The sequence below is a fragment of the Microbacterium sp. 22215 genome (assembly GCF_052045655.1).
Taxonomy (GTDB): domain Bacteria; phylum Actinomycetota; class Actinomycetes; order Actinomycetales; family Microbacteriaceae; genus Microbacterium; species Microbacterium phyllosphaerae.
Map to the genome: position 1 here is coordinate 267,180 of NZ_JBQEPC010000004.1, position 14,999 is coordinate 282,178.

Annotated in this window: 16 protein-coding genes and 1 tRNA gene; 7 read left to right on the forward strand and 10 right to left on the reverse strand. The window is 67.5% G+C overall.

Going from position 1 to position 14,999, the window contains the following annotated elements:
* Nucleotides 1-11: 11 nt before the first annotated feature.
* Complete coding sequence (locus tag ACTJKH_RS09200) at nucleotides 12-440, reverse strand: aminoacyl-tRNA deacylase (RefSeq protein WP_440736714.1); 429 nt, start codon at nucleotides 438-440, stop codon at nucleotides 12-14.
* 83 nt (nucleotides 441-523) lie between these two features.
* Entirely contained in the window at nucleotides 524-1,024 is a 501-nt protein-coding gene (locus ACTJKH_RS09205; RefSeq protein ID WP_210096463.1) for a DNA helicase, read from the reverse strand.
* A gap of 145 nt (nucleotides 1,025-1,169) precedes the next feature.
* Here ACTJKH_RS09205 and ACTJKH_RS09210 point away from each other — a divergent pair, with 145 nt between their 5' ends.
* Entirely contained in the window at nucleotides 1,170-1,727 is a 558-nt protein-coding gene (locus tag ACTJKH_RS09210) for a peptidylprolyl isomerase (RefSeq protein ID WP_056511528.1), read from the forward strand.
* Between the two features lie 21 nt (nucleotides 1,728-1,748).
* Nucleotides 1,749-2,651, forward strand: a complete 903-nt coding sequence (locus ACTJKH_RS09215) for a rhomboid family intramembrane serine protease (RefSeq protein WP_440736638.1) — start codon at nucleotides 1,749-1,751, stop codon at nucleotides 2,649-2,651.
* Between the two features lie 162 nt (nucleotides 2,652-2,813).
* Here ACTJKH_RS09215 and ACTJKH_RS09220 read toward each other — a convergent pair whose 3' ends face one another.
* Nucleotides 2,814-3,053, reverse strand: a complete 240-nt coding sequence (locus tag ACTJKH_RS09220; RefSeq protein ID WP_210096466.1) for a cell division protein CrgA — start codon at nucleotides 3,051-3,053, stop codon at nucleotides 2,814-2,816.
* Nucleotides 3,054-3,138: 85 nt separating this feature from the next.
* On the opposite strand from ACTJKH_RS09220, the gene ACTJKH_RS09225 reads away from it, so the two are divergent.
* Genes ACTJKH_RS09225 through ACTJKH_RS09235 form a run of 3 tightly spaced genes read left to right on the forward strand, consistent with a single transcriptional unit; the run spans nucleotide 3,139 to nucleotide 4,735 of the window.
* Nucleotides 3,139-3,933, forward strand: a complete 795-nt coding sequence (locus ACTJKH_RS09225; protein ID WP_440736639.1) for a class E sortase — start codon at nucleotides 3,139-3,141, stop codon at nucleotides 3,931-3,933.
* 20 nt (nucleotides 3,934-3,953) lie between these two features.
* Nucleotides 3,954-4,109 carry a hypothetical protein gene (locus ACTJKH_RS09230; RefSeq protein ID WP_210096468.1) on the forward strand — a complete coding sequence of 52 codons (156 nt, stop codon included), beginning with the start codon at nucleotides 3,954-3,956 and terminating at the stop codon, nucleotides 4,107-4,109.
* Nucleotides 4,106-4,735 (forward strand): anthranilate synthase component II, encoded by a 630-nt coding sequence (locus ACTJKH_RS09235; RefSeq protein ID WP_440736640.1) that lies wholly within the window; start codon nucleotides 4,106-4,108, stop codon nucleotides 4,733-4,735. Before ACTJKH_RS09230 ends, ACTJKH_RS09235 begins: the two co-directional genes overlap by 4 nt.
* Here ACTJKH_RS09235 and pknB read toward each other — a convergent pair whose 3' ends face one another.
* Genes pknB through ACTJKH_RS09270 form a run of 7 tightly spaced genes read right to left on the reverse strand, consistent with a single transcriptional unit; the run spans nucleotide 4,736 to nucleotide 13,618 of the window.
* On the reverse strand, nucleotides 4,736-6,430 hold the full coding sequence (pknB, locus tag ACTJKH_RS09240; protein ID WP_440736641.1) for a Stk1 family PASTA domain-containing Ser/Thr kinase: 1,695 nt from the start codon (nucleotides 6,428-6,430) through the stop codon (nucleotides 4,736-4,738).
* Nucleotides 6,431-6,488: 58 nt separating this feature from the next.
* Nucleotides 6,489-8,234 carry a protein kinase domain-containing protein gene (locus tag ACTJKH_RS09245; protein ID WP_440736642.1) on the reverse strand — a complete coding sequence of 582 codons (1,746 nt, stop codon included), beginning with the start codon at nucleotides 8,232-8,234 and terminating at the stop codon, nucleotides 6,489-6,491.
* Nucleotides 8,231-9,685 carry a peptidoglycan D,D-transpeptidase FtsI family protein gene (locus ACTJKH_RS09250; RefSeq protein ID WP_259161209.1) on the reverse strand — a complete coding sequence of 485 codons (1,455 nt, stop codon included), beginning with the start codon at nucleotides 9,683-9,685 and terminating at the stop codon, nucleotides 8,231-8,233. The genes ACTJKH_RS09245 and ACTJKH_RS09250 overlap by 4 nt, the downstream gene beginning before the upstream one ends.
* A 1-nt stretch (nucleotide 9,686) precedes the next feature.
* Nucleotides 9,687-11,072 (reverse strand): FtsW/RodA/SpoVE family cell cycle protein, encoded by a 1,386-nt coding sequence (locus ACTJKH_RS09255; RefSeq protein WP_440736643.1) that lies wholly within the window; start codon nucleotides 11,070-11,072, stop codon nucleotides 9,687-9,689.
* Nucleotides 11,069-12,364, reverse strand: a complete 1,296-nt coding sequence (locus ACTJKH_RS09260; protein ID WP_259161207.1) for a PP2C family protein-serine/threonine phosphatase — start codon at nucleotides 12,362-12,364, stop codon at nucleotides 11,069-11,071. The genes ACTJKH_RS09255 and ACTJKH_RS09260 overlap by 4 nt, the downstream gene beginning before the upstream one ends.
* A 7-nt stretch (nucleotides 12,365-12,371) precedes the next feature.
* Complete coding sequence (locus ACTJKH_RS09265) at nucleotides 12,372-12,893, reverse strand: FHA domain-containing protein FhaB/FipA (RefSeq protein ID WP_440736644.1); 522 nt, start codon at nucleotides 12,891-12,893, stop codon at nucleotides 12,372-12,374.
* A complete protein-coding gene (locus ACTJKH_RS09270) occupies nucleotides 12,890-13,618 on the reverse strand; it encodes an FhaA domain-containing protein (protein ID WP_440736645.1) in 729 nt (242 codons plus the stop codon). The genes ACTJKH_RS09265 and ACTJKH_RS09270 overlap by 4 nt, the downstream gene beginning before the upstream one ends.
* Before the next feature lie 339 nt (nucleotides 13,619-13,957).
* Between ACTJKH_RS09270 and ACTJKH_RS09275 the strand changes: the two genes are divergently transcribed.
* Nucleotides 13,958-14,040: transfer RNA gene (locus tag ACTJKH_RS09275), tRNA-Leu, on the forward strand.
* A gap of 377 nt (nucleotides 14,041-14,417) precedes the next feature.
* Nucleotides 14,418-14,999: a hypothetical protein gene (locus tag ACTJKH_RS09280; RefSeq protein ID WP_440736646.1), complete on the forward strand. Its 582-nt coding sequence runs from the start codon at nucleotides 14,418-14,420 to the stop codon at nucleotides 14,997-14,999.

Consider the following 14,999-nt stretch of genomic DNA (forward strand, 5'->3'; position numbering starts at 1 on the left):
CGCGACGGAGCTCAGTCGCGGGGCTCTTCGGGCACCGAGATGTCGGCGACGGTCGCGCCGTAGGCCGCGATCAGGTCGTCCGCGTCGACGAACAGGCTGTAGCCGTGCGCACCCGCACCCATCGCGATGCGTTGGCCGACGATGGTCTCATCGGCGAAGACGGGCCAATCGGTGGTGCTGCCGATCGGGACGATCGTCCCGCGCTCGTAGCCCGTCGCCGCGAGGGCGAGATCGGGCTCGGGCAGACGCAGCTTGTTCACGCCGACGACCGCACGCAGCTTGGGCCACGAGATCGACCGGCCGCCGGGAACGAGCGCGAACAGGTAGGTGTCGTCCGATCGCTTGACGACGAGCGTCTTCACGATGCCGGACGCAGGGATGCCGAGCAGCTCCGCGGCCTCGAAGAGACTCCGAGCGGCGGGCCGCTCACGGATCTCGATGTCGAGGCCGCGTGAAGCCGCGGCATCCTTCACCCGGGCATGGAGATCACCCGGCTCGGCGGCCGGGTGATCCGAGGTCGAGGTCACGCGTCGGGAGCGGAGAGCGGGTCGTCGGCGACCCAGAGCTCGTCGTCGGCGCGCAGTGCCTGCCATGCGGCGTAGAGAACGCCCGCCGCTGCGGCGATTCCGAGGATCAGGGCGATGACCGATCCCACGCTCGGGCCCTTGGGCTCGGGCTGGGTGGCCTTCTTGACCTTCTTCACGACGCCCTCGCGCTTGGCGTTCGCGACGTCCCACGCGGTGAGCGCGGTGCCGACGACGCCGCCGACGATCGGAACGACCTTGTCATCGACGACGTGGTGGCCGAAGCGCACCCCGCGGTCGACGACCGGTGCCACGCGACGGTTGTACGTGTCCTGCACGACAGGACCGACCTGCTCGCGGCCGAAGTGGCCGAGCTGGCGTCCGGCTTCACGTGCGACGTCGGCGGCGTGGCCGACCAGGACCTGCTGGTTCTCCCAGAGCTGGTTCGCGTCTGCCTGAAGACGACGCAGTTCCTTCTTACGCTTGCGGCTGATGCTCACGGTGCTCTCCTGTCGATTGGAGTACGAGTACCCCATCTTGCCACGCGACCCTGGATGGGGGGAGGGAATCGCCGAACCCTTGCGCCGAGGGCGGAACAGCGGTAGTGGCAGGCCAACTCATGGGAAGCTCTGCGAGAATGAGAGCATGGCTCACGCTTCTCATGTCGCAACCCTGCACACCAACCACGGTGACATCGTCATCAACCTCTTCGGCGACCACGCTCCGAAGACGGTCAAGAACTTCGTCGGCCTGGCCGACGGCACCCAGTCCTGGACCGACCCCGCCACAGGCAAGCCGGGCGAGGGCGCGCTCTACTCGGACGTCATCTTCCACCGCATCATCCCCAACTTCATGATCCAGGGCGGCGACCCGCTCGGACAGGGCGTCGGCGGCCCCGGCTACAACTTCGACGACGAGATCAACATGGAGCTCAACTTCAACGAGCCCTACATCCTCGCCATGGCCAACGCCGGCCTCCGTCGCAACGCCATCACCGGCAAGGCCGAGGGCACCAACGGCTCGCAGTTCTTCATCACGACCGACCCCACCCCCTGGCTCCAGGGCAAGCACACGATCTTCGGCGAGGTCGCCGATGACGCCTCCAAGGCCGTCGTCGACGCCATCGCCGCCGTGCCGACCGCAGCGGGCGACCGCCCGATCGAGCCCGTCGTGCTGCAGTCGATCGACATCGTCGCGGCCTGACGCCGACGCTGGCCGATCCGGATGACGACGCCTGAGTTCGCGGACAACCGCGACAACTTCTGCTACCGGCATCCGGATCGGCAGAGCTTCGTGCTCTGCCAGCGGTGCCTGCGCACCATCTGCCCCGAGTGCCAGACCCAGGCAGCCGTCGGGGTCATCTGCCCCGAGTGCATGGCCGCAGAGCGCAAGAACCGCACCCCTGCCCAGAAGAAGGCCGAACGCCGCTGGGGCGGGCGCAACACCGCGACCACGATGGTCCGAAGCGGCAAGCCGATCGTCACCTACGCGCTCCTCGCTGTGACGTCTTTCATCGGGCTGCTTCAGCTGATCCCCGGTGTGGGTGATGCGATCACGAGCCAGCTGCTCTTCGCCGCGGGCTACCTGTACCCCTCGCTGTCGCTCTACCCGTTCGAGCCGTGGCGACTGCTCACCGCCGTCTTCGTGCACGGCGGGTTCCTCCACCTCGCCCTCAACATGCTGGCCCTCTGGATGCTGGGGCAGACGCTCGAGCCCATGCTCGGCCGCGCGCGTTTCCTCGCCCTGTATCTGATCAGCGGACTCGGCGGGTCTGTCGCCGTCGCCGTGATCGACCCCACGACGGCCACGGTCGGCGCCTCGGGTGCGATCTTCGGCCTGATGGCCGCCCTGCTCATCATCGGTCGGCATCTCGGTGCGAACGTCACCGGGATCCTCGTGATCCTGGGCATCAACTTCGTCGTCGGATTCGTGTTCCGCCAGAACATCGCCTGGCAGGCGCACCTCGGAGGGGTGCTGATCGGAGCGCTGGTCGCGTTCATCCTCACCCGCACGAGACGCCGAGAGCAGCGGACTCTTCAGATCGTGCTGCTGTCAGCGGTCGCCGTCGCACTGGTCCTGATCGTCGCTTTCCTGCCGCCGTTCCTGATCACGACGGTTTACTCCTGATCAAGGGTTGTTAACAGGGTTGTTAACGGGTGTGAATAACATCTGTGTAATTCTCCCCATGTTGGGGATAACCTGTGGATAACTCGTCTTCAGATCCCTGACAAAGCAGAAGGCCCCTCTCGTCAGACGAGAGGGGCCTTCTGTGAAGCGGAGAGGGTGGCGTCAGCGCCAGCGGGTCGTCATGAGGAAGCCGATCAGGGCGATGCCCAGGCCGATCGCGAGGTTCCAGTTGTCGAGTCCGGGAATCGGGAACTGCATGCCCGAGATGTAGAACACGAGGATCCAGGCCAGACCCAGCAGCATGAAGCCGACCATCACCGGCTTGAACCACACCGCATTGGGAGCGGCGTCGCCTTCACTGCGCGGAGCTTCGGGTTCTTCGGTCTTGCGGTCGCGTGCCATTCCCACAGTGTACCCAAGAGTGTCATATCGCGCGGAAATCCAGGCTTCCCGGCGCTGATTCAGGTCGAAGCGATAAAGTCGGGGCATGACTGCATCCGTCGTCTCGGGGGAGCGACGTGCACGGCCCCGTCGCCCTCGATCTCGCGCCACGTTCACGAGCGTCCTGGGTGAGCTTCTGCTCACCGCCGGCGTGCTCGTGCTGCTCTTCGTCGCCTGGCAGATGTGGATCGGCGACATCATCATCAGTGCGCAGAAGAACGACGAGGGCGCGGCGGTGTCGCAGGAATGGGCGAGCGGTCCCACCCCGGAGCTGCCGCCGGTCGTCGAGGCCGACGACGGCACCACGACGTTCGAACCGGTGATCCCGGCCGTGCCGGCCGACACGGAGCGGCTCGGTCAGATGCACGTGCCGCGCTTCGGCGCCGACTACAACGTGGGGATCTACGGCGGGACCAGCCGTGCCCGCACGCTCGACAAGCTCGGCATCGGCGTCTACACCGACTCGAAGATGCCGGGTGAGGTGGGAAACTTCGCCATGGCGGGTCACCGCACCACCTGGGGCAAGCCGTTCAACCAGCTCGACAAGCTGCAGGTCGGCGATGCGATCGTCGTCGAGACGCCCGACGGCTGGTTCACCTACCGCTTCCGCACGCTCGAGTACGTGAAGCCCACTCAGACCGAGGTGCTGCTCGACGTGCCGCAGATGCCCGGAGTCGAGACCGGCGAGAAGTACATCACGCTCACCGCGTGCTCGCCTCTCTACTCGCTCGCCGAGCGCATCGTCGCCTACGGCATCTTCGAGAGCTTCCAGCCGAGGGCTGAGGGCCCGCCGCCCGCACTCACCGACCCGCCCCCGCCGCCCGCTGCGCCGTCGATCTAGCCGAACGGAACGAGACGAACATGTACGCCGCACTCTGGCGCCTGCTGCCCGGTCCGTGGTTTCTCAAGCTCTTCATCCTGCTCGTCCTGATCGCCGCCGTGCTCTACGCGCTGTTCTGGTTCGTGTTCCCCTGGGTGAGCCCGCTGATCACACCGGGCGAGGTCGACCTCGAATGACCCGGGTGCTCGTGGTGGACAACCACGACAGCTTCGTGCACACCCTGGTCGGCTACCTGCGCGAGCTCGGCGCAGAGGTGTCGATGATCGAGTCGGATGCGGGCGACGCCGCCGAGCTCGACGCGCTGCTCACAGGATTCGACGCCGTCATGCTCTCTCCGGGTCCCGGCCGACCGGAGGATGCCGGCGCATCACTCGACGTGGTTCACGTCGCCGCACGTCTGCGGATACCGCTGCTCGGGGTCTGCCTCGGACACCAGGCGATCGCTGCGGCGTTCGGGTCACCCGTGACCGAGGCGCCCGAGCTGATGCACGGCATGGTGTCGCGCGTCGCCCATGACGGTTCGGCACTGTTCGCCGGCATCCCTTCGCCCTTCGACGTGGGCCGCTATCACTCGCTCGCCGTCGACGAGGCCGCGCTCCCGGAGGACGTGGTGGTCACCGCCCGCACCGAGAGCGGCACGGTGATGGCGCTGGCGCACACGACGCTGCCGATCCTCGGCGTGCAGTTCCACCCCGAGAGCGTGCTCACCGAGGGCGGTTACCGTCTGCTCGCCAACTGGCTCGAGCTGTGCGGGGATGCAGACGCCGTGGCCCGCTCCGCCGATCTGCAGCCGCTGTCCTGATCAGCCGGCAGCGACGCAGTAGCGCAGCTCGACCGTCGAGCCGATCGCGACATCGCCGGGCGCGGCCGACATCGAGACCACGGTCGGCGGATCCGTCGGCGGGCAGTCGCTGAGCTCGACCGGGCTCGCGGTGAGGCCGATGCGTTCGAGCTCGGCCGTGGCGGCGTCCATGGTCCATCCGGTGACGTCGGTGAGGGTCATCCGACCGCTCGCGACCACGAGGTTCACGACCGTCTTCGGCGCGACCTCGCTCTCGGCCGTCTCGCTCGCCTCCATGACGGTCTCGGCGGCCAGGCCCTTGTCGTTGCGCTGTATCACCGTGCCGAGTTGGAGACCTGCTGCCTTGAGCGCATCCTTCGCCGCATCCAGTGACAGGCCCTCCAGCACGGGGACCACCACGGTCTCCTTGCCGGACGAGACGTAGACCGTGACGGAATCGCCTTCGCTGACCGCTGTGCCGCCCTCGGGGTCTGTGCGGATCACATTGCCCTCAACGATGTCGTTGCTGGACTCGAGTACGAGCTTGGCCGTGAGATCGAGTTCGCCGAGGTCGGATTGAGCGCGCTCCGATGAGACGTTGACGAGGTCCGGTACGACCCGCGAGCTCGACGGAACGTCGTCGGGGCGCATGCTGATCGTCCACACCCAGAAGAGCACGGAGGCGAGCAGGACCGCCAGAAGGGCGACGCCGGCCCAGATCCACGCCACGGGCGGCCCCGACTGGGTGCGCGCCATCGTCGTGTCGGTGCTTAGCTGTCGCAGCGAGCGGGCGGTCTCCTGCGCGGCACGAGGACTCGGTCCGTAGAGCTCGCTCGTGAGAGCGCCCAGTTCCTTGCGGCTCGGTGCGTGACCCGAGACCGCCGAATCCAGTGCGGCGCGGAAGTGCGCAGCATCCGGATACCGCTGGTACGGATCCTTCGCCAGTGCACGCAGCACGATCGGGTCGAGGGCTCCGGGGGAGTCCTCGTTCACCTCGGTCGGCGGCACGGGCGTCTCGCTCACGTGCTGGTAGGCGACGGCGACCGGCGACTCGCCCCGAAACGGCTGGCGTCCCGTGAGCAGCTCGTAGAGCACGACACCGGTCGAGTAGAGGTCGGCTCGGGGGTCGACGGGCTCGCCCTTGGCCTGCTCGGGCGAGAAGTAGGCGGCGGTGCCGATGATCTGGGTGGTCTCGGCGACGGTCGACGACGAGTCCGACACGGCTCGGGCGATGCCGAAGTCCATGACCTTGACCTGGCCCTTGTCGGTCACCATGACGTTGCCCGGCTTGATGTCGCGGTGCACGACGCCTGCGCGGTGCGAGTAGTCGAGGGCTTCGAGGATGCCGTCGACGTAGCGCACGGCGTCCTCGACGGGAACCGGACCCTTCGCGATGATGTCCTTCAGCAGTGTTCCGCTGATGAGCTCCATCACGATGTACGGAGGCTCATCCGTGCTGCTGTCGGTGGTCGACGGATCCCCGGCGTCGTAGACCCGGACGATCGAGGGATGCGACATGCGCGAGGCCGACTGCGCCTCCAGTCGGAACCGGGTGCGGAAGGCGTTGTCGCGAGCGAGATCGGGGTCGAGGATCTTGATGGCGACCGCGCGACCGAGGGTCAGATCGTACCCGCGGTACACCTTCGCCATGCCGCCGTGCCCGATGAGCTCGTCGACGCGGTAGCGACCCGCGAGAACGCGTTGCTCTGTCGACACGTACTGACCCCCTGATACGACCTGATGAATTGTCCCAGCCTACGATGCGAGCCGCGGATCAGCCTTCGGTGCCGTCCTCGCCGCCGCCTCCGTCTACGGGAGCGGCGGGAAGGATGACCACGCCAGGCATGGCATCCGACTGCTCGGACGGCATGTCGCTCCCGCAGAACACGCGGAACGTCGCGGTGATGCTCTGACCCGCCGTGCCGGGCACGATCTGCGTCGACAGGACGCTCGGCCCGAAGCTGCGGATCGATTCGCCGGCGTTGCCGCCCGAGAACGTCGCGTTGGTGAGCGTCACCTCGAAGGCGGAGCGAGCGGGCGTGCCCGAGGGGCATTCGAAGCTCGGCCAGTTGAGCGTGACCGGCTCGCCCTCGGTGGGCGTGCCGGCGAGAGTCGGGGTTCCCGACGGCTTGCCGACCTGGACCTGCTCCTTGAACGTCGTGAGCGTGAGGAGCGTTCCCGGCTCCACGTTGCCACCGGGCTGCACGGACTCGACCGTGCCGACCTGATTCGCATTCGGTGCGACCGTGTTGCCGACGACGCACTCGGCCTGCAGACCCGCGTTGACCGCGGCGGCGCGCGCGGCCTCGCACTGCATACCCTCGAGGCCGAGGGCATCGACGTCGACCTGCTCGGGCTCCTCGGTCGGCGTGTCCGACGGCGTCGGCTTGGCCGACTGGCTCGTCGTCGTCGATTCGGTCGGCTTCGGGTCGCCGTCGCCCTGGTTCATCAGCGCGAAGACGGTTCCGCCGAGCACGATCACCAGCAGGGCGATGAGGGCGATGAGCGGCCACGTCCACGGGCTGCGCTTCTTCTTCTTCTCGCCGTCCTCCTCGACCTCTTCTCCGGTGGGGAGCTGAGCCGTCGTGGGGAGGATGCGGGTCGCGCCGTCGTCGCCCGATGCCGTGAGCAGTCGTGTGGCGTCATCGGAGGCGACACCACCGGTCGCGATCGCCGGCACCGCGATCGCCGCGGAGTTGAGGTCTCCGCGTCGCAGCGCCTGGGCTGCACGAGCGACCGTGGCCGACGACGACGGACGATCGGCGGGCTTCTTGGCGATCATCGCCATGACGAGGTTCTGCACCGGGATCGGCACCGTCGGCGGCAGCGGCGGAGGCTGCTCGTTGATCTGAGCCATCGCGATCGCGACCTGCGACTCACCGGTGAAGGGGCGCTTGCCCGCGAGGCACTCATACGCGACGATACCCAGCGAGTAGGTGTCGGTCGCGGGGGATGCCGGGTGACCGGAGGCCTGCTCGGGGGAGAGGTACTGCACCGTGCCCATGACCTGACCGGTGGCCGTCAGCGGCACCTGGTCGGCGATGCGGGCGATGCCGAAGTCGGTGATCTTGACGCGACCGTCAGGCGTGATCAGCAGGTTCCCCGGCTTGATGTCGCGGTGCACGAGGCCGGCCGCGTGGGCGGCCTGCAGAGCGGATGCCGTCTGGGCGACGATGTCGAGGGTCTTGTCGGCACTCAGCGCGCCGTCGCGCTCGAGGACGGTCGAGAGAGCCTCGCCGGGCACGAGCTCCATGACGAGATACGCGCTGCCGTTCTCCTCGCCGTAGTCGAAGACGCTCGCGATGCCCTCGTGGTTCACGAGTGCGGCATGGCGCGCTTCAGCGCGGAACCGCTCGAGGAACCCGGGGTCCCCCATGTACTCGTCCTTGAGGATCTTGATGGCCACGGTGCGTCCGATGACGTGATCCGTCGCCTCCCACACCTCGCCCATGCCGCCGATCGCAATACGCGACTGCAGCTCGTAGCGACCACCGAACGACACACCCTGCGTCGGTCTCATCTGCCCAGCACCGCCTCTATGACCTTCTTCGCAATCGGAGCGGCGATGGTGTCGCCGGATCCTGACTGCCCTTGTCCACCGCCGTCTTCGACGAGGACCGCTACTGCCACCTCGGGGTCGTCCGCCGGTGCGAAACCGGTGAACCACAACGTGTACGGCTTGTTATCGTTCTCGGTCGTACCGGTCTTCCCGGCGACATCGACCCCGTCTATTCTTGCACCCTGAGCAGCTCCGGTTGAGACGCTCGCGACCATCGATGCCGTCACCTGATCGGCGACATCGGCGTCGAGCGCACGGCCGAACTCGGTGTCACCGTCAGCCCGGATCACCGAGAGGTCGTCGCCGATCACGGAGTCGATCAGACGCGGGTTCATCACGACGCCGTCGTTGGCGATCCCGGCCGCGACCATGGCGATCTGCAGCGGGGTGGCGGTGACCTGTCCCTGCCCGAAGCCGGTGAGTGCGGTCTGCGCGTCGTCGAGCCCGTTCGGGTAGCTCGACGGCGTGGATTCCAGCGGCGTCGAGAAGCTCTTGTTGAAGCCGAACTTCTCGGCCATCTCGCGGATCGCGTCGTCGCCGAGCTGTACGGCGAGCTCTGCCATGGGGATGTTGCAGCTCAGTCGGATCGCCTCGGAGATCGTCACGGTCGCGGCGTTGCCGCACTTGCCACCCCAGGCGTTCGCCACGGTGTTGTTCGAGCCGGGCAGCGTGTAGCGCGCGGGGTTGGGCAGCGTGGAGTCGGGAGTCCAGTCGCCGGAGGCGTACGCGGCCGCCGCGACGACGAGCTTGAAGGTCGACCCCGGAGGGTTGAGGTCGCCGGCGATCGCGCGGTTCGAGAGCGGCTTGTTCGCGTCGGCGACGAGTTGGTCGTACGCCGAGTTCGCCGCATCCGCATCGTGCGTCGCGAGCTGGTTCGTGTCGAACCCCGGGGTCGAGACCATCGCCAGGATCCGCCCCGTCTTCGGCTCGATCGCGACGACCGCGCCGTTGAGTCCCTCGAGCGCCTGGTACGCCGCGGTCTGCGCTGCGGTGTCGAGCGACAGTTCGACACTGAATCCGCTCTGCGGCTTACCCGACAGGATGCGTTCGATCTCGGCGAAGAACGCGTTCGAGCCCGTGCCCGAGAGGTCGGCGTTCATCGCCTGCTCGATGCCGGTCGCCGACTGCAGAGCCGGGTTGAAGTACCCGGTCACGGGCGCCCACATCGCGGCATCCGTGTAGACGCGCTGGAACTGATACTTGTCGTCCGACGGGATGGACGAGGCGATCGCGACGTCGTCGACGATGATCGACCCGCGCTGGATCTCGTAGCTGTCGAGCAGGGTGCGTCGGTTGTTCGGGTTCTGGCCGAGAGCATCCGCCTCGACGACCTGGATCCAGCTGGTCGCCGCGAACAGCGAGATGAACATGAACAGCATCACGATGCTGAGTCGACGGAGTTCTTTGGTCATGTCAGCCGATCACCGCCCTGGGTTGGCTGCGGACGCCGTCGGAGATGCGCAGCAGGATCGCGACGATCAGCCAGTTGGCGACGAGCGAGGATCCGCCGGCGGCGAGGAACGGGGTGGTCAGACCGGTGAGCGGGATGATCCGCGTGACACCGCCGACCATGATGAACACCTGCAGTGCGATCGTGAACGAGAGGCCGGTGGCGAGCAGCTTGCCGAAGTCGTCCTGCCCCGCGAGGCCGATGCGCACACCGCGACTGACGAACACCATGTACAGGCAGAGGATCGCGAACAGCCCGATCAGGCCGATCTCCTCACCGAGGCTGGTGATGATGTAGTCGCTGTGCGCGAGCGGAGTGACCTCGGGGCGACCCTGACCCCAGCCGGTGCCGAGCAGACCGCCGTGCGCGAGGCCGAACAGGCCCTGCATCGGCTGGAAGCCGGCGACATCGGGGTCAACCTTGTCGGGGTCGAAGAGGAACAGCCAGTTGATGAAGCGTCCCTGCACGTAGCTGAGGATCTGCGTCGCGACCGCCACGCCCGCCGCGACCAGCGCGAGGCCGATGAGCACCCAGCTGGTCTTGCCGGTGGCGACGTAGAGCATCGCGACGAACATGCCGAAGATCAGGGTTCCGGTGCCGAGGTCGCGCTGGATCACGATGATGCCGAGCGAGATCGCCCACACCACGAGCACGGGGCCGAGTTCGCGCATGCGCGGCCACGTGATTCCGAGGAACCTTGTGCCCACCGAGGTCAGGCTCTCTCGAGTGCGCACGAGGTAGCCGGCGAAGAAGATCGCGAGGCAGATCTTCGCGAGCTCACCCGGCTGGAACGCGAACATGCCGCCGAGCGACACCCACACCGCGGCGTTCGCGTCGGGAATGCGGAGTCCGGGGACGAACGGCAGGAGGAGAAGCAGGATGCCGGAGAGGCCGAAGATGTAGGTGTAGCGGAACAGGACGCGGTAGTTGCGCAGCAGGATGATGCAGGTGATGGCACCGGCCAGTGAGATGGCGGTCCAGGCGAGCTGCTTCGTCGAGTACGCGTTCCAGCCCGTGAGGGATTTGGCGATGTCGATGCGGTAGATCATCGCGATGCCGAGGCCCGTGAGCAGGGTGGCGATGGGCAGCAGGAACGGATCGGCTGCGGAGGCGACCGCCCGCAGCACGAAGTGCACGGCGAAGGCGAGAACGGCGAGACCGCCGCCGATCGCGAGGATCATCGGGTCGATCACACCGAGTGCGCCGAGCTGCACGAGGGTGAGGGCCGCGCCGCTGATCACGACGGCGAACAGGAGCAGCCAGAACTCGCGGTTGCGCTGCGTCTGCGGCATCCGCATGCGCTTGAGGGCCTTGATGACGCTGGTGTCGGCAGTGACGTCGGTGGTCATCCTGCGTCCTCCGTCGGCGTCGGCGTCGGCACGGGAGTGGGCAGCGGGGTCTCGCCGATGACGCGGTCGGCGCCGGCCTGAAGCCTCGCGACGATCGCCTCGGCGTCGGAGAACGAGCGCGCCGTGATCGTGCGCTCCACGGAGTCGCGCTGGTAGGGCGGCAGGTCGGCGAGCAGGATGTCGGTGTCGCGCAGCGGAGTCGAGAGCGTGATCGGACCGATGTTCTGCTGAACGCCCTGGAAGATCACGACGCTGTCCTCATCGGCGCCGACGAAGTAGCGCGTCTGGGTCCAGCTGTACGCCGCGAACGCCGCGAACACGAGCATCGCGATGACGACGAGCATCCCGGCGATCCATCCGTAGCGTCGGCGCTTGGCGCGTCGGCGATCCTCTTCGATGAGCTCCTCGAGGTACTCGGGGGCCGGCTCGAAGTGGCTGGGCTCGTTCGCGGCCTGGCGCACCGGATGCAGCCAGTTGCCTCGGGGCGCGCGCACGGGGGGTACGGTGACGTTGGCGGGGTTCGACGCCGAGCCGACGATCGTCGCGGTGCCCGAGTGCATGGCGTGCTGTCCACCGACCTCGACGAGGACGATCGTGACGTTGTCGGGCGCACCGCCGTCGAGCGCCTGCTTCAGCAGGTTGTCAGCGGTACGGCCGGGGGCCATGCCCATGCGCATCGCCTTGAGGATGTGCGCCTCGTCGACGACTCCGGAGAGGCCGTCGGAGCACAGCAGCCAGCGGTCGCCCGGCTGGGTGTGCATGACGAACATGTCGAGTTCTGGATCGGCATCCATGTCGCTGAGCACACGCATGAGCACCGAACGACGCGGGTGGTACCGCGCCTCTTCCGGCGTGATGCGCCCGGAGTCGACGAGCCGCTGCACGAAGGTGTGGTCCGCGGTGATCTGCGTCACCGCGTCGTCGCGGTAGAGGTAGATGCGCGAGTCGCCGATGTGGCCGATGACCGCGTAGTCGTCGACCATGATGACCGCGCTCAGCGTGGTGCCGAGGCCGGCGAGCTCGGGGCGATCCTTCGCGGCGCGGATCAGGTCGCCGGCGGCCGTGGTCGCGGCGGCCTGCAGTGAGGCCTGCGCGTCGTCGACCGAGGTGTACGGCTGGTCGAGCGGCTCCATGCGGTGGATCGCGATGCTCGAGGCGACGTCGCCGCCCGCGTGGCCGCCCATGCCGTCGGCGACGACGAACAGGTTCGCCCCGGAGTATCCGGAGTCCTGGTTGTTGGAGCGGACCTTGCCCGTATGGGAGATCGCGGCGCTCGAGCCTTCGAAGACCATGCCGGGGTCAGGCTCGCAGCTCGAAGGTCGTGGCGCCCACCTTGATCGGGGTGCCGAGGGCGAGACCGACCGGGCCGCCCGTCACCCGCTGACCGGCGACGAACGTTCCGTTGGTCGAGTCGAGGTCCTGGATGGCCCAGCTGTCGCCACGCAGCAGAAGGCGGGCGTGGTGGCTGGAGGTGTAGTCGTCGCGGATGACGAGTGCGGATTCGCTCGAGCGGCCGATCGTCAGGGTGTCGCTGCCCAGGGGCAGCTCGAGGCCGGCCTTGGGACCGGACGTGATGACGAGTCGCTTGGCGGTCGCGACGGTCGCCGGGCCCGTGCTCGGCTTCGAGGAGGCGGGGCGGGATGCCCCCGGGGCGGCGGCCGGTGCCGGTGTCGCCGCGGCCGCCTCGGCGGGGAGCTTTCGCACCTTCATGCCGAACAGATCGGCACGAAGGGAGTAGACGACGCCGAACACGAAGAACCACAGCAGCAGCAGGAAGCCGACGCGCAGCAGCAGGAGGACGAGTTCACTGGGAGTGCTCACGAGAGGGCTCCGAACGCACGGGTCGCGTCGTCGTCACGCGGCCGCGGAGGGCGTGACGGGGAGGCGACGGGAACGATACGGAACACCAGATCGGTGCGTCCGATGGTGATCGTGGTGTCGGTGGGGAGGGCGGCTTCGCGCACCTTCTGGCCGTTCACCTTGGTGCCGTTGGTCGATCCGAGGTCACGCATCATGGCGCGCTCGCCGTCCCACAGGACCTCGACGTGCTTGCGGCTGGATCCGGCATCCGAGATGGTGATGTCGGCATCCGTGCCCCGGCCGATGACCGTGCGGGCGCGGGTGAGGGAGTGGCGGCGTCCGTCGACGTCGATCACGGCCTGCCAGTTGACGCGGCCCTCGACGGTGCCCGAGCTGACGTTGATCGTGCCGGTCGCGATCTTGTCGTCGCTCTCGAGGCTGATCGACAGCGGACCCGAGAAGCTGTAGCCCTGCGACTTCGCGTGCTTCGTGAGAAGAGCATGCAGTTCGTCGGTGAGAGCTCCGCCGAGTCCGAGCATGCGCTCGGCATCGTCGGTGCTGAGGCGCACGACGAAGCTGTTGGGCGCGATGATGCGGTCGCGGCTCACCACAGCCGCCTTGGTGTCTGCCTCGCGCCGAAGGGCCGAAGCGATCTCCACGGGCTGGATGCCGCTGCGGAAGGTCTTCGCGAAGGCGCTGTTCACAGCGCGCTCGAGACCCTTCTCAAAGCTGTCAAGTAGTCCCACTGGGCTCCTCTGGCATGCCGACCGGTAGACACATCGTAGCCAGGTGTCCTGGGTGAACGCCCTCGCAGGGCGGCAAAGCCCCGAGATTCCGGGGGAGTGGGGGAGGAGTGGGGTGTTGTTCCGGCGTCGTGCGGGTGGCGTTCTGGCGCTGCTCCTGCGTCGTTGGCGGCGTCGTTCGGGAGGAGATCTGCGCCTGGGGAGGAGGAAGCGGGGTGGATCCTCCTCCGTCCGGGCAGCAGTCCTCCTCAGGGGGTGGAGCCCGCCGCGGCCTCGGTTTCTTCATGGGGCGGAACGCGTGATATCTTTGGGAAGTTGAGTTCTTCGGAGCCCGACAGACTCGCGCGAGTGGCGGAATGGTAGACGCGCTGGCTTCAGGTGCCAGTGTCCTTATGGACGTGGGGGTTCAAGTCCCCCCTCGCGCACAGCGGGCCCTGTTCGTTAATTCAGGGCCACCTGTTCGTGATTGAAAGAGCCGCTCAGAGATTATTCTGACCGGCTCTTTCTGCGTTTGAGCAGAAGTCTCCTCGAAGGGAATGGACGGGGCGAAGACCTGCCCCGCGACGATCGACGCGACGCCATTGCGGTGATTGACACCCGCAGGCTCCGGCGCGAACGCCCGAGGAGCTGACTCAGCTTCCGTCTTTGCTGCGCCCTCAGCACTGCAGAAATCCCGCCAGCTTTCCCGCCCGCTGCCCCGTGATCACGGGGCAGCGCACGAACGACCACCGGTCACACCGGAACTCCCGAACACGGGTTGGACATACCGAAGCGAATCCAACCCCTATCGGAGGAGCTTCCCGTGTCCGTACGTCCCTGGTTCGCGTCCGCAGCGCTCGTCGCTGTGCTTGCTTTCGCCACCCCCACATCGGCTCTCGCAGCCGCCCAGTCAGAAGAGCCGATGGCATGCACCGTGGGAGGCATCGCCATCCCTGACGGTGCGCCCCTTCCTGATGAGATCCCCACCGTCATCTCCTGTTTCGACTCGGTGGCGGAAGCCGAGCAGTTCATCGAAGAGGGTGCGCCCGGGGACATCGAGCAGCTGCAACCCTCGCGAGTGGCTGCCCGCTCAGCAGTCGCGGCCGCGTCGACGGTCATCGTCGGCAAGGCGTGGACCGGCGCTTCTCGGTCCGGCAGCGCCCTCATCCATTACGGCGCCGGGAGCGGGTGCTACGGCGTGACGTTCGGGTTCCCGAGCATCGTGTCCGGCTGGAACAACAACGTCCGCTCCGCCGAGGGCCTCAACAACTGCTGGTCGACACAGTACGACGGCACCGGCTATACCGGCAGCAAGCTGACATGCACGCCCTACTGTGCGACCTTGGGGGCGCTGGCTGCGAAGACCTCGTCGATCGTCTACCGCCCGGCGGGGACCTGGGGGTGA

Bases quoted from the DNA above. Each gene is read 5' to 3' on its own strand.
- ACTJKH_RS09230 (WP_210096468.1), top strand. From the start codon at position 3,954: ATGTACGCCGCACTCTGGCGCCTGCTGCCCGGTCCGTGGTTTCTCAAG.
- ACTJKH_RS09235 (WP_440736640.1), top strand. From the start codon at position 4,106: ATGACCCGGGTGCTCGTGGTGGACAACCACGACAGCTTCGTGCACACC.
- ACTJKH_RS09250 (WP_259161209.1), bottom strand. From the start codon at position 9,685: ATGACCAAAGAACTCCGTCGACTCAGCATCGTGATGCTGTTCATGTTC.
- ACTJKH_RS09220 (WP_210096466.1), bottom strand. From the start codon at position 3,053: ATGGCACGCGACCGCAAGACCGAAGAACCCGAAGCTCCGCGCAGTGAA.
- ACTJKH_RS09255 (WP_440736643.1), bottom strand. From the start codon at position 11,072: ATGACCACCGACGTCACTGCCGACACCAGCGTCATCAAGGCCCTCAAG.
- ACTJKH_RS09215 (WP_440736638.1), top strand. From the start codon at position 1,749: ATGACGACGCCTGAGTTCGCGGACAACCGCGACAACTTCTGCTACCGG.
- ACTJKH_RS09225 (WP_440736639.1), top strand. From the start codon at position 3,139: ATGACTGCATCCGTCGTCTCGGGGGAGCGACGTGCACGGCCCCGTCGC.
- ACTJKH_RS09210 (WP_056511528.1), top strand. From the start codon at position 1,170: ATGGCTCACGCTTCTCATGTCGCAACCCTGCACACCAACCACGGTGAC.
- ACTJKH_RS09245 (WP_440736642.1), bottom strand. From the start codon at position 8,234: ATGAGACCGACGCAGGGTGTGTCGTTCGGTGGTCGCTACGAGCTGCAG.
- ACTJKH_RS09260 (WP_259161207.1), bottom strand. From the start codon at position 12,364: ATGGTCTTCGAAGGCTCGAGCGCCGCGATCTCCCATACGGGCAAGGTC.